General features: G+C 57.9%; 25 protein-coding genes. 9 read left to right on the forward strand and 16 right to left on the reverse strand.

All coding sequences use genetic code 11. The features are described 5' to 3' along the window. Window positions 1-11 precede the first annotated feature (11 nt). Entirely contained in the window at window positions 12-863 is an 852-nt protein-coding gene (locus ACM6JQ_RS02345; protein WP_007916695.1) for an MIP/aquaporin family protein, read from the reverse strand. Between the two features lie 362 nt (window positions 864-1,225). On the opposite strand from ACM6JQ_RS02345, the gene ybaK reads away from it, so the two are divergent. Together ybaK and ACM6JQ_RS02355 are read left to right on the forward strand one after the other, a co-directional pair. After that, window positions 1,226-1,696, forward strand: coding sequence for a Cys-tRNA(Pro) deacylase (gene ybaK / locus ACM6JQ_RS02350; protein ID WP_007916692.1), 471 nt, complete (start codon window positions 1,226-1,228; stop codon window positions 1,694-1,696). A 95-nt stretch (window positions 1,697-1,791) separates the two neighbouring features. Continuing rightward, on the forward strand, window positions 1,792-2,574 hold the full coding sequence (locus ACM6JQ_RS02355; protein WP_007916690.1) for a PhzF family phenazine biosynthesis protein: 783 nt from the start codon (window positions 1,792-1,794) through the stop codon (window positions 2,572-2,574). Window positions 2,575-2,652: 78 nt separating this feature from the next. Here the strand turns inward: ACM6JQ_RS02355 and ACM6JQ_RS02360 are convergent, their stop codons facing one another. Together ACM6JQ_RS02360 and argF are read right to left on the reverse strand one after the other, a co-directional pair. Then, window positions 2,653-3,762, reverse strand: a complete 1,110-nt coding sequence (locus ACM6JQ_RS02360) for an ABC transporter ATP-binding protein (RefSeq protein ID WP_007916688.1) — start codon at window positions 3,760-3,762, stop codon at window positions 2,653-2,655. Beyond that, window positions 3,759-4,679 (reverse strand): ornithine carbamoyltransferase, encoded by a 921-nt coding sequence (argF, locus tag ACM6JQ_RS02365; protein ID WP_042704963.1) that lies wholly within the window; start codon window positions 4,677-4,679, stop codon window positions 3,759-3,761. The genes ACM6JQ_RS02360 and argF overlap by 4 nt, the downstream gene beginning before the upstream one ends. A gap of 404 nt (window positions 4,680-5,083) precedes the next feature. On the opposite strand from argF, the gene ACM6JQ_RS02370 reads away from it, so the two are divergent. From ACM6JQ_RS02370 to grxD, 3 genes are all read left to right on the forward strand, one after another. Continuing rightward, entirely contained in the window at window positions 5,084-5,374 is a 291-nt protein-coding gene (locus ACM6JQ_RS02370; RefSeq protein ID WP_007916677.1) for a hypothetical protein, read from the forward strand. Window positions 5,375-5,508: 134 nt separating this feature from the next. After that, window positions 5,509-7,614 (forward strand): molybdopterin oxidoreductase family protein, encoded by a 2,106-nt coding sequence (locus tag ACM6JQ_RS02375; protein ID WP_007916675.1) that lies wholly within the window; start codon window positions 5,509-5,511, stop codon window positions 7,612-7,614. Between the two features lie 97 nt (window positions 7,615-7,711). Continuing rightward, a complete protein-coding gene (gene grxD / locus ACM6JQ_RS02380) occupies window positions 7,712-8,053 on the forward strand; it encodes a Grx4 family monothiol glutaredoxin (RefSeq protein ID WP_007916674.1) in 342 nt (113 codons plus the stop codon). 187 nt (window positions 8,054-8,240) lie between these two features. Here grxD and bfr read toward each other — a convergent pair whose 3' ends face one another. Then, the gene (gene bfr / locus ACM6JQ_RS02385; protein ID WP_007916671.1) at window positions 8,241-8,714 is read right to left on the reverse strand and encodes a bacterioferritin; all 474 of its coding nucleotides are present in this window, start codon (window positions 8,712-8,714) and stop codon (window positions 8,241-8,243) included. A 201-nt stretch (window positions 8,715-8,915) separates the two neighbouring features. Beyond that, window positions 8,916-9,134 (reverse strand): bacterioferritin-associated ferredoxin, encoded by a 219-nt coding sequence (locus ACM6JQ_RS02390; RefSeq protein WP_003227725.1) that lies wholly within the window; start codon window positions 9,132-9,134, stop codon window positions 8,916-8,918. A gap of 314 nt (window positions 9,135-9,448) precedes the next feature. On the opposite strand from ACM6JQ_RS02390, the gene ACM6JQ_RS02395 reads away from it, so the two are divergent. Continuing rightward, complete coding sequence (locus tag ACM6JQ_RS02395; protein WP_003227723.1) at window positions 9,449-10,051, forward strand: peroxiredoxin; 603 nt, start codon at window positions 9,449-9,451, stop codon at window positions 10,049-10,051. Between the two features lie 78 nt (window positions 10,052-10,129). Here ACM6JQ_RS02395 and rnt read toward each other — a convergent pair whose 3' ends face one another. Next, complete coding sequence (rnt, locus tag ACM6JQ_RS02400) at window positions 10,130-10,807, reverse strand: ribonuclease T (RefSeq protein ID WP_007916667.1); 678 nt, start codon at window positions 10,805-10,807, stop codon at window positions 10,130-10,132. After that, window positions 10,804-11,850 (reverse strand): dihydroorotase, encoded by a 1,047-nt coding sequence (gene pyrC, locus ACM6JQ_RS02405; RefSeq protein WP_007916661.1) that lies wholly within the window; start codon window positions 11,848-11,850, stop codon window positions 10,804-10,806. The genes rnt and pyrC overlap by 4 nt, the downstream gene beginning before the upstream one ends. Before the next feature lie 160 nt (window positions 11,851-12,010). Here pyrC and ACM6JQ_RS02410 point away from each other — a divergent pair, with 160 nt between their 5' ends. Continuing rightward, entirely contained in the window at window positions 12,011-12,919 is a 909-nt protein-coding gene (locus ACM6JQ_RS02410) for a flagellar protein MotY (RefSeq protein ID WP_007916659.1), read from the forward strand. A 129-nt stretch (window positions 12,920-13,048) separates the two neighbouring features. Then, window positions 13,049-14,266 (forward strand): argininosuccinate synthase, encoded by a 1,218-nt coding sequence (locus tag ACM6JQ_RS02415; RefSeq protein WP_007916658.1) that lies wholly within the window; start codon window positions 13,049-13,051, stop codon window positions 14,264-14,266. Window positions 14,267-14,398: 132 nt separating this feature from the next. Here ACM6JQ_RS02415 and ACM6JQ_RS02420 read toward each other — a convergent pair whose 3' ends face one another. Further along, window positions 14,399-15,115: a hypothetical protein gene (locus tag ACM6JQ_RS02420; RefSeq protein ID WP_414893162.1), complete on the reverse strand. Its 717-nt coding sequence runs from the start codon at window positions 15,113-15,115 to the stop codon at window positions 14,399-14,401. Between the two features lie 503 nt (window positions 15,116-15,618). Here ACM6JQ_RS02420 and ACM6JQ_RS02425 point away from each other — a divergent pair. Continuing rightward, window positions 15,619-16,245, forward strand: a complete 627-nt coding sequence (locus tag ACM6JQ_RS02425) for a response regulator transcription factor (RefSeq protein WP_007916656.1) — start codon at window positions 15,619-15,621, stop codon at window positions 16,243-16,245. A gap of 89 nt (window positions 16,246-16,334) precedes the next feature. On the opposite strand, the gene ACM6JQ_RS02430 is transcribed toward ACM6JQ_RS02425, so the two are convergent. The 8 genes from ACM6JQ_RS02430 to metG all read right to left on the reverse strand — a co-directional run bounded on the left by ACM6JQ_RS02430 (window position 16,335) and on the right by metG (window position 23,331). Continuing rightward, window positions 16,335-16,511, reverse strand: coding sequence for a PA3496 family putative envelope integrity protein (locus ACM6JQ_RS02430; protein ID WP_007916654.1), 177 nt, complete (start codon window positions 16,509-16,511; stop codon window positions 16,335-16,337). Window positions 16,512-16,617: 106 nt separating this feature from the next. Further along, window positions 16,618-17,256 carry an endonuclease III gene (gene nth / locus ACM6JQ_RS02435; protein WP_007916652.1) on the reverse strand — a complete coding sequence of 213 codons (639 nt, stop codon included), beginning with the start codon at window positions 17,254-17,256 and terminating at the stop codon, window positions 16,618-16,620. Further along, the gene (locus tag ACM6JQ_RS02440; RefSeq protein WP_414893163.1) at window positions 17,253-17,822 is read right to left on the reverse strand and encodes an Rnf-Nqr domain containing protein; all 570 of its coding nucleotides are present in this window, start codon (window positions 17,820-17,822) and stop codon (window positions 17,253-17,255) included. Before ACM6JQ_RS02440 ends, nth begins: the two co-directional genes overlap by 4 nt. Continuing rightward, window positions 17,819-18,424 carry an RnfABCDGE type electron transport complex subunit G gene (locus ACM6JQ_RS02445; RefSeq protein ID WP_414893164.1) on the reverse strand — a complete coding sequence of 202 codons (606 nt, stop codon included), beginning with the start codon at window positions 18,422-18,424 and terminating at the stop codon, window positions 17,819-17,821. Before ACM6JQ_RS02445 ends, ACM6JQ_RS02440 begins: the two co-directional genes overlap by 4 nt. Continuing rightward, window positions 18,421-19,404 (reverse strand): RnfABCDGE type electron transport complex subunit D, encoded by a 984-nt coding sequence (locus ACM6JQ_RS02450; RefSeq protein ID WP_095112327.1) that lies wholly within the window; start codon window positions 19,402-19,404, stop codon window positions 18,421-18,423. Before ACM6JQ_RS02450 ends, ACM6JQ_RS02445 begins: the two co-directional genes overlap by 4 nt. After that, the gene (gene rsxB, locus ACM6JQ_RS02455) at window positions 19,391-20,599 is read right to left on the reverse strand and encodes an electron transport complex subunit RsxB (protein ID WP_095112326.1); all 1,209 of its coding nucleotides are present in this window, start codon (window positions 20,597-20,599) and stop codon (window positions 19,391-19,393) included. The genes ACM6JQ_RS02450 and rsxB overlap by 14 nt, the downstream gene beginning before the upstream one ends. After that, window positions 20,596-21,165, reverse strand: coding sequence for an electron transport complex protein RnfA (locus tag ACM6JQ_RS02460; RefSeq protein WP_414893165.1), 570 nt, complete (start codon window positions 21,163-21,165; stop codon window positions 20,596-20,598). Before ACM6JQ_RS02460 ends, rsxB begins: the two co-directional genes overlap by 4 nt. A gap of 114 nt (window positions 21,166-21,279) precedes the next feature. Then, window positions 21,280-23,331 carry a methionine--tRNA ligase gene (metG, locus tag ACM6JQ_RS02465; RefSeq protein WP_007916615.1) on the reverse strand — a complete coding sequence of 684 codons (2,052 nt, stop codon included), beginning with the start codon at window positions 23,329-23,331 and terminating at the stop codon, window positions 21,280-21,282. Window positions 23,332-23,357: the final 26 nt, after the last annotated feature.

The following is a 23,357-nucleotide window of genomic DNA, read 5'->3' on the forward strand; positions in this document are numbered from 1 at the left end:
CGCCGACTGTTTCAAGAAGTTCTTGGTTTGCCGTCAATGGCCGGTTCTGCATCCTTTGTAGCAGGTGTGGCGCCGGTCAGGTGACGGGCGATGAGCCCGCGATACCCGGCAGCGCCGAGGCAGGCACCGACAATCGGTGCAAAAATCGGAATCAGGAAGTACGGAATATCGCGGCCGCCAGTGAAGGAAATTTCACCCCAGCCGGCGAAGAAAGTCATCAGTTTCGGACCGAAGTCACGCGCCGGGTTCATCGCGAAACCGGTCAGCGGACCCATCGAGCTGCCGATCACCGCGATCAGCAAACCGATCAGCAGCGGTGCCAGCGGGCCTTTCGGCAGGCCGTTGTTGTCGTCGGTCAGGGACATGATCACGCCCATCAGGATGGCGGTGATGATCATCTCCACCAGGAATGCCTGAGCAGTCGACAGCACTGGATTGGGGAACGTCGAGAACACCGAGGCCAACTCGAGGCTGGCAGCCGAGCCGCGAACCATTTGGTGAGTTTGTTCGTAATCGAAGAATAGATTGCTGTACAGCGTGTAAACCAGCAGCGCTCCGCAGAAGGCGCCGGCGATCTGGGCAAGAATGTAGAACGGCAGTTTGCGCTTTTCGAAGTCAGCGAAGATCGCGAGCGCAATGCTCACCGCTGGGTTCAAGTGTGCGCCGGAAACCCCGGCAGTGAGGTAGATCGCCATGCTCACGCCGACGCCCCAAATGATGCTGATTTCCCACAGGCCGAAGCTGGCGCCCGCGACTTTGAGCGCGGCGACGCAACCGGTGCCGAAAAAGATCAGCAGTGCAGTACCCAGAAATTCGGCCATGCATTGGCTCGAGAGCGATGGTTGCTGTAAAGCAGTTGTCATTGAAAACCTCGGTTTTTGTTGTTGTCTGGCGTCATGCCGATAGGGCAGGGCGCGATTTTCCCCGGTCAGGAATCCCCATTCCTTTCCCGGTTTACTGCTGAGTGCTGCGATGACGATAATTCTTACATTATTCAGATTCGAAAAAATATAGACAAGAAACAAACCTGTCAAAGGTCGAAAGTGAACCATCGGTCACAATAAAACTATTCGCTGTGTGAATGATCCTTCGCCGGCGAGGCGGAACGGCGCGCTCAGAATGTCCGCAAGTCACGGGAATCACGGCTTGGGATAGAGCCTTTTAGGGGCTGATCACCTAGAATCCGGCACAGTGTTTTTCCGTCACTGCCGAGCCCGGAGCTGCCATGACCCCTGCGTTGGACTTGTTGAAAAAAGTTCGTGCCGAACATCGCGTGCACAGTTACGAACATGACCCCAAAGCCGCCTCCTATGGGCTGGAGGCCGCAGAAAAACTGGCACTTGAGCCGGCACAGGTGTTCAAGACCTTGCTTGCAGCCAGCGAAAAAGGTGAATTGCTGGTCGCAGTGGTGCCGGTCGTCGGAAGCCTCGACCTCAAGGGCCTGGCGCATGCTGCCGGGGTGAAAAAAGTCGAGATGGCTGACCCGGCGGCGGCCCAGCGCTCCACCGGTTATCTGCTGGGTGGCATCAGCCCGTTGGGGCAGAAGAAGCGCTTGCGCACCTTCATCGATAACTCCGCTCAGGGTTTTGCGACTATTTATGTCAGCGCCGGCCGGCGCGGCCTTGAAGTGGAATTGGCGCCCGCCGTGCTTGCGGAACATACCCAGGCGAAGTTTGCCGATATCGGCCGCACGTAGCCGTTATCGCTGTATGCAGAAAATTGGCCGGTTCTGTCACTGGCGCTGATTGCCTCGTGGTTGCATGCTCGGCGGACTGACTTAGGGAGAAGGTTATGCAGCTCGAGTTTCATCAGGTCGACGCGTTCAGTGATCGGCCGTTCAGTGGCAATCCGGCGATGGTTTATCGGCTGGAGGCGTGGCTAGCGGATGAGTTGATGCAGAAGATCGCCGCCGAACACAATCTGGCGGAAACCGCGTTTCTGGTGCGCGAAGGTCAGGCTTGGCATATCCGCTGGTTTACCCCGACTACTGAAGTGCCGTTGTGCGGGCACGCCACGTTGGCCAGTGCTTATGTGCTGTTCGACATCTACAAGGAAAGCGCTGAGCGTATCGACTTCACTTGTAAGTCCGGCGCGCTGAGCGTCACTCGAGAAGGTGATCGGTTGTGGCTGGATTTTCCGTCGATCATGCCGTCAGAGATCGGCGTTACCCTGGATGTTGAGCGGGCGCTGGGTGTCGAAGCGGTTGATGTCCTTGGCTCAAACGAACTGTTTGTGGTGCTGGAGTCAGAGCAGGCTGTGCTCGATTGCAAGCCGGACATGGTTGCACTCGCCAAACTGCCGTGGCTGGGCGCGATCGTTACGGCGCGGGGCAATCAGCACGATTTCGTTTCGCGCTATTTTGCACCGGCGATCGGCATCAATGAGGACCCGGTGACCGGTTCGACGCATTGCAGCCTGATTCCGTATTGGTCGAAACGTCTGGGCAAGTCGAGCCTGACCGCGTGCCAGCGCTCGGCGCGGGGCGGGGAGTTGTTCTGTCGTCTGGAAGGTGAGCGCGTGAAGATCGGCGGCAATGCGACGCTGGTTGCCAGTGGCACCCTGATCCTCGGTTAAAAGCTAAAAGATCGCAGCCTTCGGCAGCTCCTACATTGATCCCTGTAGGAGCTGCCGAAGGCTGCGATCTTTTGATCTTTAAAGCGCGGTGCTGTAGCGGCGGACGCCGTTTTCCACTGCCGGGATTTGTGCAGCGGTACTGCCCGATGCCTGGAACAGCACCAGATGTTCAGCAGCTACGCGAATCCCCACCTCTGCCCCAACCTGATGATCGGCATGGCTGGGGAAAATCGATTCCAGCTGCGCACCCGTCGGCAATTGCAGGCGATACAACGTTGAAGCACCAAGGAACGTCTTGCCGACAATCCGCGCTTTCAACGCACTGTCCGGCGCATAAACAATGTCATCCGGACGCAACAAAACATCCACCGCGCCGCCAATCGGCCAAGTGTAAGCACGATTGCCGCGCAGCTCACCCAGCTCAGTCTGCACCGATTCCGGGCTGTCGAGCTGGCCGCGAATGAAGTAACCCTGTCCGATAAAACTGGCCACATAGGGCGTTGCCGGCTCGTGATACAGGTTGTAAGGAGTGTCCCACTGTTCGAGTCGACCTTCCTTGAACACTCCGACGTGATCGCTGACGGCGAAGGCTTCTTCCTGGTCGTGGGTCACCAGAATCGCACTGGTGCCACGGGCCTTGAGGATGTCGCGCACTTCATGACTGAGCTTGCGCCGCAGTTCACCATCGAGGTTGGAGAACGGCTCGTCGAGCAACAGCAATTGCGGCTCCGGTGCCAAGGCGCGGGCGAGGGCGACGCGTTGTTGCTGGCCGCCGGACAACTCGTGCGGAAAGCGTTTGCCAAGGTTTTTCAGGTTGACCAGTTCGAGCAGCTCCTCGGTGACGCGCTCCTTGTTCGGGTGCTTGCGGATACCGAAGGCAATATTGTCGGCAACGCTCAGGTGCGGGAACAGCGCGTAATCCTGGAACACCATGCCGATCCGGCGTTTTTCCGGCGCCAGGGTGAAACCGGCGCTGGAGATGGTTTCGCCACCGAGGGTGATTTCACCTTCGTGCACCGGTTCGAATCCGGCGATGGCGCGCAGGGTGGTGGTCTTGCCGCAGCCGGACGAACCGAGCAGGCAGCCAATGTCACCGGCGTTGAGGTGCAGATTGAGGTTCTGCACCACGCGTTGGTCTTGATAGCCGCAAGCGAGGTTGCGCAGGTTCAGCAGTAATTCATGGCTCATGCGTGGTGATATGCCGGTTCGACGAGGAACTCGAGCAGGGCCTTTTGTGCGTGGAGACGGTTTTCTGCCTGATCCCAGGCGACGGAGCGCGGGTCATCAAGCAGGTCGAGGCTGATTTCTTCGCCACGGTGCGCAGGCAAACAGTGCATGAACAGCACGTCCTCGGCAGCGAGGTCGAGCAGGGCGCGGTTGACCTGGAACGGGGCGAACAGCTTGAGGCGCTTGGCAGTTTCCTCTTCCTGACCCATCGAAGTCCAGACATCGGTGCTCACCAGATGCGCGCCGCGCACGGCGTCGGCCGGATCGCGAACGATGGTCACGCGATCGCCAGCCTTGGCCACGAACTCCGGGTTAGGCTCGTAGCCTTCCGGGCAGGCGACGCGCAACTGGAAGTCGAACTGGATCGCCGCCTCTATATAGCTGTTGCACATGTTATTGCCGTCGCCGATCCAGGCCACGGTCTTGCCCTGAATCGAGCCACGGTGTTCAAGGAAGGTCTGCATGTCGGCCAGCAACTGGCAAGGGTGCAGGTCATCGGACAGGCCGTTGATCACCGGCACGCGCGAGTTGGCCGCGAATTCGGTCAGAGTGCTGTGGGCGAAGGTGCGGATCATCACCGCATCGAGCATGCTCGACATGACGATGGCGCAGTCACCGATCGGCTCGCCCCGGCCCAGTTGGGTGTCACGCGGGGACAGGAAGATTGCCTGGCCACCGAGCTGGATCATGCCGGCCTCGAAGGAGATCCGGGTGCGGGTCGAGGATTTCTCGAAGATCATCCCCAGCACGCGGTTTTTCAGAGGCTCGAACAGTACGCCGCGGTTACGCAGGTCCTTGAGCTCAACGCCTCGACGGATCACGCTGACCAGCTCTTCGGGCGTGCAATCCATCAGGGAGAGAAAGTGCCTTGCGCTCATCATTGACTACCTTTTTGCTACAAACCGCAGATGCTCAAAGCCTTGTTTAACGGAACAACGGGCGAGACCTGCGGCGTAAGCCGCACGGGGCGACGAAATAGGGGAAGGCGCGATATTGACACTAAATGTCGCGTTTTTCCAATAGGCTACGGTTTTTGCGGAAATCGAAGGGCGCACTGGATGTAGCAGTCACGCATTTGAAGTCGGGTTCAGGACAGCAGCGAGCCTCTTTGTACACTGGCCTCGCGGGGCTTGGCAATGCGCCGTGACGGGGATTGGGTCAACTGGGTCGGTTTACGACCGTGGCGCCATGCCATCACTTGGTCGGATGCTTGGGCTGAAACATTTGCTAAAGCAAAGTGCTGGGTTATAAATAAGTTTCGAGCGACGCAGGAAGCCTCCGCATGGAATCGAAAGAAAAACTGTTAATGGAACTGTTGGGCCACACGGCTCGCTCTCTGACTCATCTCACCGCGTCAGTCACTTCAATGTCATTCGAACTGCTGCGCAGCGAAGACGAAGTGGTGAAGAGTGCCGGCCGCCACATGATTGATCGCATGGCGACTATCAGCGCCGGGCTCGACGAGCATTGGCGGTTGATTGGCGAACTGACCGGCGTCCATGTCGCCCACGAGCAGATCGAAACCATTCAGGAAATCCAGTTGGCGGCACCGCCTCAGCTCCCTTCCAGTTAAACGTGGCGATCTATCGGCTCTCCTGATAGTCGTCGATTCACAAGACGAACGTCGCTGGCGCCTGGACGGCGCCGGGGCCATAGTTTTGTTCCCGCGGGCGTGATTGTCCGCCCAGAACAAGACAGAGACTGGCCATGACCAAGACTCTCCATCACCGTGCCTGCCACCTGTGCGAAGCCATTTGTGGGCTGACCATCGAGACCACCGAAACCGATGGCCATGTTGCGATCACCTCGATCAAGGGTGATGCCCTCGACACCTTCAGCCGTGGCCACATCTGCCCCAAAGCCGTGGCCCTGCAAGACATCCAGAATGATCCGGACCGCCTGCGCCAGCCAATGCGTCGCGTTGGTAGCGAGTGGCTGCCGATCGAGTGGGACGAAGCGTTTGCGCTGGTGGCCGAGAAACTGGCGGCGATTCAGGAACGTCATGGCCAGAACGCTGTGGCGGTCTATCAAGGCAACCCGAGCGTGCATAACTACGGGCTGATGACCCACAGCAATTATTTCCTCGGTTTGCTGAAGACGCGCAATCGCTTCTCGGCGACCTCGGTCGATCAGTTGCCGCACCACTTGAGCAGTTACTTGATGTACGGCCACGGCTTGCTGCTGCCGATTCCGGACATCGATCACACCGACTTCATGCTGATCCTCGGCGGCAATCCGCTGGCCTCCAACGGCAGCATCATGACCGTGCCAGATGTTGAGAAACGTTTAAAGGCAATCCAGGCGCGCGGCGGTAAAGTCGTTGTGGTTGATCCACGACGCAGTGAGACGGCGGCGATGGCTGATCAGCATTTGTTCGTGCGTCCGGGGGGCGATGCGGCGCTGTTGTTTGGTGTGCTCAACACCTTGTTCAGCGAAGGGCTGACCCGCGACAGTCATTTGCCGATTGATGGTCTGGACGACGTACGCGCGGCGGTGGCGGCGTTCACGGCGGAGGCGATGAGTCCGTTGTGCGCCGTGCCAGCCGAGCAGATCCGCCAATTGGCACGTGACTTTGCTGCTGCGCCGAGTGCGGTTTGCTATGGGCGCATGGGTGTTTCAACCCAAGCCTTTGGCACCTTGTGTCACTGGGTCGTGCAATTGATCAATCTGGTCACTGGCAACCTCGACCGGGTTGGCGGCGCGTTGTGCACCGAGCCGGCCGTGGATCTGGTGGCGTCGACCTCGGGCGGGCATTTCAACAAATGGCAGAGCCGTGTCTCGGGTCGTCCTGAATACGGCGGCGAGTTGCCGGTCTCGGCGCTGGCCGAAGAAATGCTCACTGAAGGCGACGGCCAGATCCGTGCGCTGATCACTGTGGCCGGCAATCCGGTGTTGTCGACGCCGAACGGGCGGCAACTGGAGCAAGCGCTGGACGGCCTGGAGTTCATGGTCAGCATTGACCTCTACATCAACGAAACCACGCGCTACGCCGATCTGATCCTGCCGTCGACCTCGGCGCTGGAGAATGATCACTACGACACCACCTTCAATCTGTTCGCGGTGCGCAACGTCACCCGCTTCAACCGCGCGATCCTCGCCAAGCCTGAGGGTGCTTTGCATGACTGGGAGATCTTCGTCGGTCTGGCCAAGGCCTTCGCCGAGAAGACCGGTAAAGAACTGAAACCGACCATGCCGCCGGCGAAGATGATCGACATGGGCCTGCGCATGGGCCTGTACGGTGACGCCTCTGAGCAGAAACTCTCGTTGGCGACATTGTTCGATCATCCGCACGGGATCGATCTGGGGGCGCTGAAAGCGAATCTGGCGTCGCGGCTGAAAACGCCGAATCAGCGAGTGCAGGCCGCTCCGCCAGAGATTCTCGCTGACCTTGCACGTTTCGCTGCCTTGCAGGCGCCAGCCGCCGATGAGCTGTTGATGATCGGCCGCCGCCACGTACGCAGCAACAATTCGTGGATGCACAACTATCACCGTCTGGTGAAGGGCAAGCCGCGCCATCAACTGCTGATGCACCCGGATGACCTCGCTAGCCGTGGGCTTAACGATGGTCAGTTGGTTCGCGTCAGCTCGCGGGTTGGCCAGATCGAGGTGGAAGTGCTCGGCAGTCTGGACATGATGAAAGGCGTGGTCAGCCTGCCGCACGGCTGGGGCCATGCGCGGCCGGGTGTGCAGATGGCGATTGCCAGTGGCCAGCCGGGCTCGAGTGCCAATGATCTGACCGATGAATGCCAGCTTGATGAATTGTCGGGTAATGCGGCCCTTAATGGTGTGCCGGTGACGGTGGCGGCGGCCTGAACGTGACCGTCGGGGAGACCGAGCATGGCGCTCGGGATTCCGTTACAATGCGTCACCGTGCCGACCCATGAGTCGGAAAGTTCAGCCGAGGTGCTCCATGGATATCATCGAAACGATTAAAGAGCAGATTGCCAACAACACCATTCTGCTTTACATGAAAGGCTCGCCGAATGCCCCACAGTGTGGCTTCTCCGCGAAAGCTGCGCAGGCTGTCATGGCTTGCGGCGAAAAGTTTGCGTACGTGGACATCCTGCAGAACCCGGAAATCCGCGCCAACCTGCCTAAATACGCCAACTGGCCGACTTTCCCGCAACTGTGGGTCGGCGGTGAGCTGGTCGGCGGTAGCGACATCATGACCGAGATGGCTGCAGACGGTTCGTTGCAAACCACCATCAAGTCGGCTGTTGAAGCGGCAGCGGCGAACAAGTCCGAAGCCTGATCGGCCAGGTCTCATGCGACAGCTGCTGCTTCTGTAGGAGCTGTCGAGTGAAACGAGGCTGCGATCTTCTGATCTTCAGCCAATAAAAAGCCCCGCCACTCGAAAGAGGGCGGGGCTTTTTAGTGCGTTCGAAAAGTTACTGCAAGTTGCCGGTGCAATCTGAAAAGATCGCAGCCTGCGGCAGCTCCTACTCTTCGCCCATCTGCGATTGCAGATAGTTCTCAAGACCGACTTTATCGATCAGGCCCAGTTGGGTTTCCAGCCAGTCGATATGTTCTTCTTCGGATTCGAGAATGTCTTCCAACAGTTCACGGCTGCCGAAGTCGCCAACAGTTTCGCAATGCGCGATCGCGGTCTTCAGGTCAGCATGGCCGGTCTTCTCGATACGCAGGTCGCACTCCAGCATTTCCTTGGTGTGCTCGCCGATGTGCAGCTTGCCCAGGTCCTGCACGTTCGGCAGGCCTTCGAGGAACAGGATGCGCTTGATCAGCTTGTCCGCGTGCTTCATCTCGTCGATGGATTCTTTGTATTCGTGCTTGCCGAGCTTGTTCAGACCCCAATCTTCGTACATGCGCGCATGCAGGAAGTACTGATTGATCGCGACCAGCTCATTGGCAAGGATCTTGTTGAGATGCTGGATGACTGTAATGTCGCCTTTCATGATCGGAGTCCTGCCCTGTAATAGCTGTATATACGGCAGAGTTTGAGCTTCGCACTTATAAGTGTCAAACCTAAGTTATTGAATAATATATGAAAATTAATCGGAATAAGAATGTTTGTGTTCCGCGTCTGGACGCTAAGCAATTGATTTACAGGCATAAAAAAACCGGACATAAGTCCGGTTCTTTGAAATGGGGTGTTATTACGCGGCAGTAAATTCTACCGGATAGGGGATCGCGGCCTGAGCGGTTTGCAGCTTGGTCAGGGTTTCGCGTACCACTTCCTTGGCAAGGCAGGCACATTTGCCGCATTGGCTGGCGACGCCGGTGGCCTGGCGAACTTCTTTATAGCTGCAGCAACCTTCATAGATCGCTTCGCGGATCTGTCCGTCGGTGACGCCAGTGCAGAGACAAACATACATAAGTGAGAACCGTCGCTGGTTGTGACTCAATTGCGATGGATCTTAATGTTAACGAGAATGATTGTCAAAGTGCTTTCGGAACGCTTCAGCCGATTAACAGCCATGACTGACGAACGGTATTTACTGGCGATTTGCCTGGCCCCGTAAATGCAGCGCCGTTCTGCGCCTGCTTTGAAAAACCGTTAAGGACAGGCCAAATTCGCAGTGTATGATGGTCGGCCCTTGCGAAGGGGGTTCGTGTCACAGGGCTGTCGCCTGAGGGTGGCAGGCTGGCGCGGACCCTGAACTTCAAGTTTTTACACCAGGAGATATCAATGAGCGTACTCGTAGGCAAACAAGCCCCTGACTTCACCGTCCCGGCCGTACTCGGCAATGGCGAGATCGTTGACAGCTTCACCCTGTCCTCGGCCATCAAAGGCAAATACGGCCTGGTGTTCTTCTACCCACTGGACTTCACCTTCGTCTGCCCGTCCGAGCTGATCGCTCTGGACAACCGCATGGCCGACTTCAAGGCGCGCAACGTTGAAGTGATCGCTGTGTCGATCGACTCGCACTTCACTCACAACGCATGGCGCAACACGCCTGTGAACAATGGCGGCATCGGCCAGGTGAAATACACCATGGCTGCCGACATGAAGCACGACATCGCCAAGGCCTATGACGTTGAATCCGAAGGCGGCGTAGCTTTCCGTGGCGCGTTCCTGATCGACGACAAAGGCGTTGTCCGCTCGCAGATCATCAACGACCTGCCGCTGGGCCGTAACATGGAAGAGCTGATCCGTCTGGTCGACGCTCTGCAATTCCACGAAGAGCACGGCGAAGTCTGCCCTGCCAACTGGAAAAAAGGCGACAAAGGCATGAACGCTTCGCCAGAAGGCGTTGCTGCATACCTGACCGAGAACGCTGCAGCCCTGTAAGGCGCAACGTCGAGGTACAAAAAAACCGGCCCACGTGGCCGGTTTTTTTATCCGCGGGATTTACCCGACGACCATCGATCAGTCGTCGAAATCTTCCCAACCGCCCATCTGTTTCCAGCGGTTGACGATGCCGCAGAACAGCTCAGCGGTTTTCTCGGTGTCGTAACGCGCTGAGTGCGCCTCACGGCCGTCGAAATCGATGTCGGCTGCCTGACAGGCTTTCGCCAGTACGGTTTGACCGTACGCCAGACCGGCCAGCGTCGCGGTGTCGAAGCTGGAGAACGGGTGGAACGGGTTGCGCTTCATGTCCAGTCGCGCGACAGCGGCATTGAGGAAGCCAAGGTCGAAGCTGCTGTTGTGGCCAACCAGAATCGCGCGCTTGCAGCCATTGGCCTTCAACGCTTTGCGAATGCCACGGAAGATGTCGGTCAACGCGGTTTCTTCGCTGACGGCCATGCGCAGTGGGTGATCGAGCTTGATTCCGGTGAACTCCAGCGCCGCTGCTTCGATGTTGGCGCCTTCGAACGGCTCAACGCGGAAGAAGTAAGTGTGATCCGGGTAAACAAAACCCTTTTCATCCATGGCGATGGTGGTCGCGGCAATCTCCAGCAACGCATCGGTGGCCGAGTTGAAGCCGCCGGTTTCTACGTCGACGACAACCGGCAGGTAGCCGCGAAAGCGTGCTGCCATCGGGTGACGGGAACCGCCACCGCCACTTTGACCGTCCAGTTCGTCGTCGAAATGGTCTTCACTCACGCGTGTTCCTCCAGCAGGCGCCAGCGCAGTTTTTCACCGGCGCGCAGCGGGATAACGGTCAGCTCGCCGAATGGCAGGCTGGTCGGGGCGGTCCATTCTTCACGGACCAGGGTGATGCGATCGGTGTTTGCCGGCAGGCCGTAGAAACGCGGACCGTTAAGGCTGGCGAAGGCCTCGAGCTTGTCCAGCGCGTTACGCTGTTCAAAGGCTTCGGCGTACATCTCGATGGCGGCGTACGCGGTGTAGCAGCCGGCGCAGCCGCAAGCGGCTTCCTTGGCGTGCTGCGCGTGCGGCGCCGAGTCGGTACCGAGGAAGAACTTCGCGCTGCCGCTGGTGGCGGCATCGAGCAAGGCTTCCTGATGCGTGTTGCGCTTGAGGATCGGCAAGCAATAGAAGTGCGGCCGAATCCCGCCCACCAGCATGTGGTTGCGGTTGTACAGCAGGTGATGCGCAGTGATGGTCGCGCCAACGTTGGCCGAAGCCTCGTTGACGAACTGCACGGCATCGCCGGTGGTGATGTGTTCGAACACCACTTTCAGCGTCGGAAAACGCTCGACCACGCGGCGCATGTGCTCATCGATGAAAATCTTTTCGCGGTCGAACACATCGACGTCGCCACGGGTGACTTCACCGTGGATCAGCAGCGGCATGCCAACTTCGGCCATGGCCTCGATCGCCGGCAGAATCTTGTCGATGCTGGTCACGCCGGAGTCGGAATTGGTGGTTGCGCCGGCCGGGTACAGCTTGGCGGCGTAGACAAAACCACTGGCCTTGGCTTCACGAATTTCTTCGGGCTGGGTGCGGTCGGTGAGGTACAGCACCATCAGCGGCTCAAAGCGACTGCCGGCCGGGCGGGCAGCGAGAATCCGCTGGCGATAGCCGTCGGCTTCAGCGGCGTTGCGCACCGGAGGTACCAGGTTGGGCATGATGATCGCGCGGCCAAAAGTGCGCGCAACATCGGCAACGGTATTGGTCAACACGGCACCATCGCGAAGATGAATGTGCCAGTCGTCGGGACGCAGCAGGGTCAGGCGGTCGGACATGAGGGGATTCCAGGCGGGTCAAACTGAGGCGAATGCTACCGGAAAAGACTCTTGCAGGCACTCGCTATCAAGTTTTGCGGGAACCTTCCGATATCCCGTAGGTATGCCGTAAACATAGTGTGAATCGGTCTTTGTGTTTCAGAAGCCAATGGAGCCTCCCGTGCGCCAGCGTTATTTAGCCTTGCTCAGTGTGTTTGCCAGCTTTCCCGCGATGGCGCTCACGTACCAGACCCGTCTGGAGAACATTGAGTGGACGGTCGCCGGCGACAAGTTCGAATGTCGTCTGACCCAGCCGATCACCGATTTCGGTTCGGGTGAGTTCGTGCGCAAGGCCGGCGAGCAGGCGATATTTCGTCTGAATGCCTACAACGCCATGCTTGGCGGCGGTTCGGCGACGTTGCTGGCGGCGGCTGCGCCTTGGCAGCCGGGTCGTGGTGACATCAATCTCGGCTCTGTGAGGCTTGGCAGTGGCAACGTGCTGTTCAGCAGTTCGCAGTCGCAGGCCGGCGGTTTGATCAGCGGCCTGCTGGACGGACGGAGCCCGGTCGTGCGTCGCGCGTCTGGCGATGGCCGTGTCTCGGAAGTGCGTTTATTGCCGGTGAAATTCAGCAAGGCGTTTAACGACTATCAGACCTGTGTAGCGAAATTGCTGCCGCAGAATTTCGACCAGATCAAGCAATCGCAGATCGGCTTCCCCGGCGAAGGCGTTGATCTGGACGCCGCCGCCAAGGCCAAGCTGCAAGTGATGCTCGAATTCATGAAGGCCGATCCGACGGTCAATCACATCGAACTCGATGGCCATTCCGACAACAGCGGTAATCGTCTGACCAACCGTGAACTGTCGCGCCGCCGAGCGCTGGCAGTGGTCGACTTCTTCAAGGCCAATGGCATCGCCGAATCGCAGATCACAGTACGTTTCCATGGTGAACAATACCCATTGGTTCCGAACACCAATGCGGCCAACCGGGCGAAGAACCGTCGGGTTGCGGTGAAGCTTGCACGCGTGGCGCCAACCACCGCTCCAGCGCCTCAGGCGAGCACCCCAGCCAGCACTGCAGCGACTTCCTGACCCGCCGGTCATCGTCGCGCTGTCGACAGATTCTGTCGCTTTGTCGTCTTAAGCTGTCGCGCCTCTGTAAATTATCGCGTTTGAGCGGTAGACTCCTCGGCTTTCCGTAGAACCCCGTGGAGTGATGGCATGGCGGACGTAAACAAGGTCGTTCTGGCGTATTCCGGCGGCCTGGACACTTCGGTGATCCTCAAGTGGCTGCAGGATACTTATAACTGTGAAGTGGTGACCTTCACCGCTGATCTCGGTCAAGGCGAAGAGGTCGAGCCGGCCCGCGCCAAGGCTCAGGCCATGGGCGTCAAAGAAATCTACATCGACGATCTGCGCGAAGAATTCGTGCGTGATTTCGTGTTCCCGATGTTCCGCGCCAACACCGTTTACGAAGGCGAGTACCTGCTGGGTACTTCCATCGCACGTCCGCTGATCGCCAAGCGTCTGATCGAAATCGCCAACGAAACCGGCGCTGACGCCATTTCCCATGGCGCTACCGGTAAAGGCAACGACCAGGTGCGTTTCGAACTGGGTGCCTACGCACTCAAGCCTGGCGTTAAAGTGATTGCCCCTTGGCGTGAGTGGGACCTGCTGTCCCGCGAGAAGCTGATGGACTACGCCGAGAAGCACGCGATCCCGATCGAGCGTCACGGCAAGAAGAAGTCTCCGTACTCGATGGACGCCAACCTGCTGCACATCTCCTATGAAGGCGGCGTGCTGGAAGACACCTGGACCGAGCACGAAGAAGACATGTGGAAATGGACCGTCTCCCCGGAGAACGCTCCTGACAAAGCGCAATACCTGGAACTGACCTACCGCAACGGCGACATCGTTGCACTGGACGGCGTCGAAATGACTCCGGCCACCGTGCTGGCGACACTGAACAAAATCGGTGGTGCCCACGGTATCGGCCGTCTCGACATCGTCGAGAACCGTTACGTCGGCATGAAGTCCCGTGGTTGCTACGAAACCCCGGGCGGCACCATCATGCTGCGCGCTCACCGCGCCATCGAATCGATCACCCTGGACCGCGAAGTCGCTCACCTCAAAGACGAGCTGATGCCGAAATACGCCAGCCTGATCTACACCGGTTACTGGTGGAGCCCAGAGCGTCTGATGCTGCAGCAGATGATCGACGCTTCGCAGGTCAACGTGAACGGCGTTGTGCGCCTGAAGTTGTACAAAGGCAACGTGATCGTCACTGGCCGCAAGTCCGACGATTCGCTGTTCGATTCCAACATCGCGACCTTCGAAGAAGATGGCGGTGCTTACAATCAGGCTGACGCTGCGGGCTTCATCAAGCTCAACGCGCTGCGCATGCGCATTGCTGCCAACAAGGGCCGCAAGCTGTTCTAAGCGTTGCAGACTGACGTGCAATGAAAAGGGCGGCCTTGTCATCGAGACAAGGCCGCCCTTTTTGCTTGATTCTTTGGCGGTTTCTGTTCGGGTCATGTTCAGGTTTTCGCACGTGTGGCAACGACTCTGCCTTCATGCTCGCCCCAGTAGTGTCACCGCTTGTGAGCAAAGGTTATAAACAATACACAGCGTGTTGCCAGAGCCTTTTTTTATGTGCCTGATTTGCAGCAGTGCATTTTGCGTCAGTAAAACATCGGACACATGATTGGAAAGAAAGACGACCACACGGGCAGTTTTCCTGTCCAGGTTGCGGATATTTTCCATTATCGTGGCTAACTCTCTCGATGCATCGACATCCCTGGCGTCTATGAGATGGAGATTGCTGATCGACGCGGGCAACTGAATGTTGTGCTGAACAATCAGGCTCGGTTTTGCGTTGATGTCCGCAGGCGGGTCAGGTGCGTTGTGTACTTTGCACGAGTCTTTGCATTCGACAGTGCCCGATTCGCTCGGCACGATACAACTGGAGAATCCGAATGTACCTGGTGTGGCAGGTTCTTGCATCGAGGTGTTTCGTTTGTTCTCGCGATCATTGATATCGATTACTTTCAGGAAGTTCTTGTCTTTACCGAAATCGGAAGGTGAATAGAGGGAGCGGTAGTTGAAGTTCAAAGTGATAAAGAAAAGAAATAACAAATAAAATGGAAAGCTGATCAAGAACCACACATAAATTTCCCTGTCCTGGTTGTCAAGGAAAGGCAGAGACACGGCGGCTGATGTTTCAGAGATGGCCGCAAATATGGCAATGACGGTCATTGGGTTGCTAATCTTCTTTTTGATTTTTAGCATGTTTGTACTCTTTGGTCTGGTCTTGCTCATGGTTAATAAGTTCGTATTGTCTGGATGTAGTTAGTGGTGTTTCAGTGTTTATTTTTATAGCAAAATTATAGGGCTTGGTATAAATATCTTGTTTCAGGTGTTTATGTTTTTCTCGACGTTATAATGCCGATGCGACCGCTGTTGCCAGGTGTTTCCAATATCCCGATATTTTTCAGTCGCGCGCATATGCCCGGGCGCCAATGCCGTTCGGGCACAATGAACTGCAGCGACGGCGTGTGTTTTTTACCGGTAGTCGTAGTCCGTAACAGGTTGAAAGAGAAATTTTTCCTCCGGCAAAAGCAGATGCGGCGTCGGATGTTTAGAGGGGTAGAGGTTTTTTGTAGGATTAATCCGCGATGGATGTAGGGCATGTCTCTCGATGCAAGTGCGTGTTAACACTGGCATGCCATAGAGCAAGTGACTGGGCTATTGTGCGTGTTCTAAAAATTCGAACAGCGAAACTGGACTTGCCCATGAATAAAGTGCTGATCGTGGATGATCACCCTGTCATTCGTCTTGCGGTACGTATGCTGATGGAACGTCATGGCTACGAAGTCATCGCAGAAACTGATAACGGTGTGGACGCGTTACAACTTGCTAGAGAACAAATGCCGGATATTGTCATTCTGGACATTGGAATACCAAAACTTGATGGTCTGGAAGTTATCGCACGCCTGACCTCAACGGCCATGCCTATTAAAGTACTGGTTCTGACTTCCCAGGCTCCCGGGCACTTTTCCATGCGCTGCATGCAATCGGGGGCGGCCGGCTATGTGTGCAAACAGCAGGACTTGACCGAGTTACTCAGCGCAATCAAGGCCGTATTGTCCGGCTACAGTTATTTTCCCAATCAGGCTCTGCATACCGTGCGTACCAGTCTGGGCAATGCAAGTGAAGCCGATATGGTGGATCGTCTGTCCGGTCGGGAGATGATGGTGCTGCAGCAGTTGGCGCGGGGCAAAACCAACAAGGAAATTGCAGATGGCATGTTTTTGAGCAACAAAACCGTGAGCACCTACAAGACGCGCTTGTTGTTGAAGCTCAATGCGCGTTCTCTGGTTGATCTGATCGAATTGGCGCAGCGTAATGGTCTGGTCTGAATCCATCGATGGCTGACAGGGTCATGGGCCGATCAAGCTCAGCTAGCCGCACAAAGAGAAAAGCCTCCGGTTCGGGAGGCTTTCAAGTATCAGTCATCAAAATCGTAATCGGCCAATTGCTTTTGCAGTCGGCGCTCCTCAAGCAGGTTGTCGATCGTACGGCGCTTGCTGAGATTGGTCTTGGCGACTTCGACCACAGGTTCGGCGTCATCAGTTTCTGCAGCGATATCGTCATCTACATCCAGTGGCTCTTTGTCGCTACTCATAAGCTAACTCCCGGCTAAGAATGCCTTTGGCGCCCCTTATATCGACATTCCTGCAGCGGGTAAAAAAGATTTTTTCAATCGACTTATCAATTATTCCAATAGCCGGTCAATCGTCAGAAGTTTTGTCTTTGTACTCGCACAAGTCTTCGATCCGGCAACTCCCACACCGTGGCTTGCGGGCCAGACACACGTAGCGACCGTGAAGAATCAGCCAGTGATGAGAGTCGAGCAGGAATTCCTTGGGTACAAATTTCATCAGCTTGTTTTCCACTTCAACCACATTTTTGCCCGGTGCAATGCCGGTGCGGTTGCTGACGCGAAAGATGTGGGTGTCGACGGCCATGGTCAGTTGGCGGAACGCTGTGTTGAGTACGACGTTGGCGGTCTTGCGGCCTACTCCCGGCAAGGCTTCGAGCTCTTCACGGGTTTGTGGAACCACACTGCCATGGCGTTCGACCAGCAGGCGGCAGGTTTCGATGACGTTCTTGGCCTTGCTGTTGTAGAGACCGATCGTTTTAATGTATTCCGATAGACCTTCGACCCCTAAAGCATGGATCGCCGCCGGCGTATTGGCCACCGGAAACAGCTTCGCCGTGGCTTTGTTGACGCCGACGTCAGTTGACTGCGCCGAAAGAATCACCGCGATCAACAGCTCGAACGGCGAGGAGTAGGCCAGTTCGGTCTTTGGCTCCGGATTGTCTTCGTGCAGGCGGCGGAAAATCTCCAGACGTTTTGCTGCATTCATGGGCGATGCGTTTCCTTGGATATCGAGTTCGGGCGATTCCACGCCTGACGGGCCGCGAGCAGCAGACCCAATACAATAAAGGCGCCGGGCAACAGCGTTGTCAGATGCAGCCCAGCGCCGAATAAAACAAGACCGGAGCCATGCTCGAACAGCCCTCGGCCAAGGCTGCCCTGACCGATGAGTTCACGCAGCGCCGCGAGCCCCAGCATCAAACTGCCAAACAATGCGCAAAGTTTGAAGCGCTGGGCCAGCGGTCGGTCGAAGAAACCGTGGTGCTCCAGCACCACGCACTGCAAGGCGATCAATCCGCCATAGAGACCGAACGACTGATGCCACGCCAAAAACCAGCGTTGCGCCAGAAGATCTGCACAACTGCTTAACGTTGCAGCAAGCAGCACACCGGCCACCAAGGCACTCGCCTCTGTCATGCGCGGGCGCAACGGTGACATGCCCAACGCATAAATGCCCACCACAAGGACAAACATCAAGATCGTCCCCAATGCGCCGGCCAGAGAAACGGTGGTGCCCAGCAATAGCACCAGCATCAGTGAGTTGGGCAGGTTCATGCTCCGCTCCCCAATAATGCCGTTCGATGCTCGTCAAAGTAACGCAACGCATCGTGGATCGCGTTGATGGCCGCGCGCGAAGTAATGGTTGCCCCGGCCATTTGATCGAATTGCCCCTGATCTTTTTTCAGTGCCCAGCCAGTGTCATTCGGTTCACCGCGTGATTTGCCGGTGAAAACCTGAAGCCAGCGGTTCGGCCAGTCGCCAATCGGCCCGCCGAGTGCCGGGGTTTCGTTTTGCTTGAGGGGTTTCACGCCGAGCAACTTGCCGTTGGCATCGATCGCAATCAGCAATTCAATGGCCCCGGCGTAGCCCTCGGTCTGGTTACGCAGCAACACTGCAACGGTTTGACCATGCTTGGTTGCACGATAACCAGCCGCGAGCGTGCTATGGCTCAGACCTGTATCGGTCAGTGTAATCGGCTGGTCCAGCGGTTGGTTGTCGTAGCTGTCAGCGGGAAGCACGTCGAGCAGTTTGCGACTGTCGGCCCAGCGCTGCTCTGCAGCGATTTGCGGTGCACTGCTGCGTTGCAGCAGGTACGTCGCGCCAATGCCGGCCACCGCCAACAACAATAACGTCAGTGCGCTGACCGCGCGGTTCATGAGCTCACCTGTGGCTGACGACTCGCGGCAAACCGCTCCAGCGCTGGCACGCACAGGTTCATCAGCAGCACCGCAAACGCCACGCCATCCGGGTAACCTCCCCAGGTGCGAATCGCATAAGTCAGCAGTCCGACGCCGACACCGAACAGCAGGCGGGCAAGCGTGGTTTTAGCGCCGGAGACCGGTTCAGTGATGATGAAAAACGCGCCCAGCATGGTCGCGCCACTGAGCAGGTGGAACAGCGGCGAACCCTGAGAGTCCGACCCGGAGCCATTCCAGAACAGCAGGCTGACAACAAACAGACTGCCGAGCATGCCTGCTGGTGCATGCCAACCGAAGACCCGGCGCTGCAGCAAAAACAACCCGCCGGCGAGAAACGCCAGATTCACCCATTCCCCACCGTGTCCGCCAAAGCGACCGAAGGCCGGATTACTGGTGAACAATTCATCCATGGTCAGGCTCTTGTTGATGCGCAGGCTGTCCAGCACCGTGGCCTGCGCCCAAGCGTCCGGCGCCTGACCTGCGCCGAATACCTGTTGAAACGTTGCCGTCAGATCCAGGCCATGGGCCGGCCAGTGGGTCATCGGTTGCGGGAACATCACCATGATCAGGGCAAACCCGAGCATCGCCGGATTGAACGGATTTCTACCGACGCCGCCGTAAATGTGCTTGCCGAACAGCAGTCCCGAAGCAACCGCCATCACCGTCAGCCACCAGGGGCAATAAGGTGGCAGGGCGGCCGCCAGCAATGTTGCGCTGACCAACGCACTGCCGTCGCTCAACGCTGGCTGGATGGGCTGTTGACGCAGACGTGCGACGCCGGCCTCGACCATCAGCGCGGCGACGATCGCCAGCAGCAGATTGATCAGCACGCCCCAGCCGTACCACCAGAACAGCGCCAGCAACCCCGGCAAGGCGGCCAGCAGCACCAGCTTCATCGCCTGTTGCAGGCGATTGTCCGGTGTCTCAATGGGCGACATGATCTTGTACCTGGCGCTCGGCGATTTGCAGGCGGACGCGGGCCTTGTCGAGGATTTCGGTGGGCGTGTCGGCGCGTCGTTCGAGTTTGTTGAGGTCCGCACGGGCGTAGGCCAATTCGGTTTTCAACTGACGAAGCTGGCTGTCGATCGGACGTTTTTCGACGCGCACCAAGTCAGGCAACGGCTGATCGCTTGTGGCTTCGGCGGCGTGCAGGGCCTGTTCGGCGTCGCGCAATGCCTGCTCAAGCGCGGCGATCTGCTCGGGCGCCGCTTCGGCGGTCTGGGCTTTTTTCAGTTCAGCACGACGCATGGCCAACTGGATCTTGGCCCGTTTCAGATCGGCGTCTTTGGCGGGGGCAGGCACGATGGGTGCTGGCGCCGGGTTGCTTTCAAGTTTCGCCAGAGCCTGTTCGGCTGCTTCGAACTGCTGCTGCAACACGATCAGTTGCGTCTGCTGCTCAAATGTCGGCGGATGGCCGAAGGCTTTCAACGATTTGTGCAGTTGCGCACGGCTCATCGCCACATCGATCTTGGCTTTCTTCAGCGCCGCATCGGCGGTCGCCGCTTTCTGCGCACGCACCCGTTCCAGTGCCGCCTGTACCGGATCGGTTGCGGCCACTTCAGGTTGCACCGTCCGTTTCGCCCGCGCTTCACGCTCAGCCTGCTTCTGTTGTTCTTCGCGTTGCAAGCGCTGGTTTCGGCGCTCGAAGCGTTGACGCGCGTGATCGCGTTTGGCCGCGCGCGCGCGCTGTTCTTCAAGACTGAAGGCCAGACCGCCCACGACCGGCAATGTGCCGAGCGGCAGCGGGTGCATTTCGATGCAATCGACCGGGCATGGTGCGACACACAGATCGCAACCGGTGCACTCGTCAATGATCACCGTGTGCATCAGTTTCGCCGCGCCGACAATCGCGTCGATCGGGCAGGCCTGAATGCACTTGGTGCAGCCAATGCATTCGGCCTCACGGATGAACGCCACTTGCGGCGGCGCCGAACCGCGACTGATGTCCAGTTCCAGCACCGGTACTTTCAACAGTTCAGCCAGCGCGGCGATGGTTTCGTCACCGCCCGGCGGGCACTTGTTGATCGGCTCGCCCTCGGCGATACCTTGTGCATAGGGCTTGCATCCGGGATGGCCGCACTTGCCGCATTGAGTCTGCGGCAGAAGGGCATCGATGCGTTGAATCAGACTCATGTTTTGATCAGTCCACTGAATCCGAGAAAAATCACTGCGATCAATCCGGCGCTGATCAGATCGATCGGCAAGCCGCGAAAGGGCAGGGGAATATCGTTGTCGGTCGTGCGTTCACGCAAATCCTGAAACAGGCTCAGCACCAGCCAGAAACCCAGTCCGGCACCGAGGCTCAGCGCTGTCGTCTGCAGCAGACCGCGATCGTTTTGCGCGTTGATCAGCGCCAGCCCCAGTACACCGGCATTGCCCAGCAACAGCGGCCATAACCCGTCAAAAGGCAACTTTGGCAGCCAGCGCGCCAGCAGCTTTAACAGCGGCGTGATCAGCAATACGCTCAGCGGCAGAAACACGAACAGGCGCAGGAACTCAAGTTGCAGCGGCACCAGCAGCCAATGCCAGATCGCGTAACCCACTACGCCTGTGATCAACATCAGACACAACGTCGCCAGCCCCAACGCATGCACCTGACGACGACTGCCCGCCAACAGCGGATCGACGCCCAGCGGCCAGTGCAACACGAAGTTGTTGAGCAGTGCAGCACTGATGAGCGTAAGCACAAGTTCGGTCATGGTTCTGCCAGCGAAACGGGCGGGTGTCTCTAAAGGTTAGGCATTATCCGGCCAGATATGAAAAATCCCACAGGCATGCCGGGCACGCCTGTGGGATCAATTGACCGCCAACTGTTACTTGATGCGCTGACCTGGCTTGGCGCCGCTGTCCGGGCTCAGCAGGTAAATCTCTTCACCGCCAGGGCCGGCCGCCATCACCATGCCTTCGGAGATACCGAACTTCATTTTCCGTGGCTTGAGGTTGGCGATCATCATGGTCAGGCGACCGTCGAGTTTGGACGGATCCGGATAAGCGCTCTTGATCCCGGAGAACACGTTGCGCTGCTCGTCACCGATGTCCAGCGTCAGGCGCAGCAGCTTGTCAGCACCTTCGACATGTTCGGCTTTGACGATCAGCGCGACGCGCAGGTCGATGGCAGCAAAAGCATCGAAGTCGATTTCCGGCGACAGCGGGTCCTTGGCCAGTTCGCCATTGCCCGCTGGGGCCGCGGCACCGGTGTCGGTCTGGCTGGCGGTGAGGTCTTCTTTCGAGGCGTCGCTCATGGCTTGTACTTTTACCGGGTCGATGCGGGTCATCAACGGTTTGAATTCGTTCAACTGGTGGTTGGCCAGCAGCGTGGTGTGGTCGTTCCAGGTCAGCGGGGCGACGTTGAGGAACGCCTCGGCATCGGCGGCCAACAGCGGCAGCACCGGTTTGAGGAAGATCACCAGTTGGCGGAACAGGTTGATGGCGGTGGCGCAGATCGCCTGGACTTCATCCTGTTTGCCTTCCTGTTTGTTCAACGACCACGGCGCCTTGTCGGCGATCCAGGCGTTGGCGCGGTCGGCCAGAGCCATGGTTTCACGCATGGCACGGGCGAAGTCGCGGGCCTCGTAGGCGTCGGCAATGCTTGGCGCAGCAGCGAGGAAAGCCTCGGTCAGCTCTGGCGCGGCATTGGTGCCGACCAGCAGGCCGGCGTTACCTTTCTGGATGAAACCGGCGCAACGGCTGGCGATGTTAACCACTTTGCCGACCAGGTCGGAGTTGACCTTCTGCACGAAATCTTCGAGGTTCAAGTCGAGGTCATCGACGCCACGGCCCAGTTTGGCCGCGTAGTAATAGCGCAGGTATTCCGGCGACAGGTGATCCAGATACGTACGCGCCTTGATGAAGGTGCCGCGCGACTTGGACATCTTCTGGCCGTTGACGGTCAGATAACCGTGCACATTGATGCCGGTCGGCTTGCGGTAGCCCGCGCCTTCGAGCATCGCAGGCCAGAACAGCGCGTGGAAATTGACGATGTCCTTGCCGATGAAGTGGTACAGCTCGGCGGTGGAATCCTTGGCCCAGAACGCATCGAAGTCCAGCTCCGGCGTACGGTCGCAAAGATTCTTGAAGCTGGCCATGTAGCCGATCGGTGCGTCCAGCCACACGTAGAAATACTTGCCCGGCTCGCCCGGAATCTCGAAACCGAAGTACGGCGCATCGCGGGAGATGTCCCACTGTTGCAGGCCAGCGTCCAGCCATTCGGCGATCTTGTTGGCGACGGCGTCTTGCAAGGTGCCGCTGCGGGTCCAGGTTTGCAGCATTTCCTGGAAGTCTGGCAGTTTGAAGAAGAAGTGCTGGGAATCCTTGAGCACCGGGGTGGCGCCGGAGATCGCCGACTTCGGATCCTTCAGATCGGTCGGGGCGTAGGTCGCACCGCATTTTTCGCAGTTATCGCCGTACTGGTCTTCGGTACCGCATTTCGGACAGGTGCCCTTGATGAAGCGGTCGGCCAGGAACATTTTCTTTTCCGGGTCGAAGTACTGGGTGATCGAGCGCTGGGCGATGTGCCCGGCGTCACGCAGCTTGATGTAGATCTGGCTCGACAACTCACGGTTTTCTTCGGCGTGAGTGGAGTGGAAATTGTCGAAATCAACCAGGAACTCGGCAAAGTCGGCGCTGTGTTCAGCCTGCACGTTGGCGATCAGTTGTTCCGGGGTGATGCCTTCCTTTTCCGCGCGCAGCATGATCGCCGAACCGTGGGCGTCGTCGGCGCAGACGTAAATGCATTGATTGCCGCGATGCTTCTGGAAGCGCACCCACATATCGGTCTGGATATATTCCAGCATATGGCCAAGGTGAATCGAACCGTTGGCGTAGGGCAGGGCGCTGGTGACGAGGATCTTGCGTGGTTCGGACATGTGGGGCTTCGCTACTTGATGAAACG

Origin of the sequence: Pseudomonas sp. IT-232MI5 (genome assembly GCF_949767845.1) — a bacterium.
Lineage (GTDB): Bacteria > Pseudomonadota > Gammaproteobacteria > Pseudomonadales > Pseudomonadaceae > Aquipseudomonas.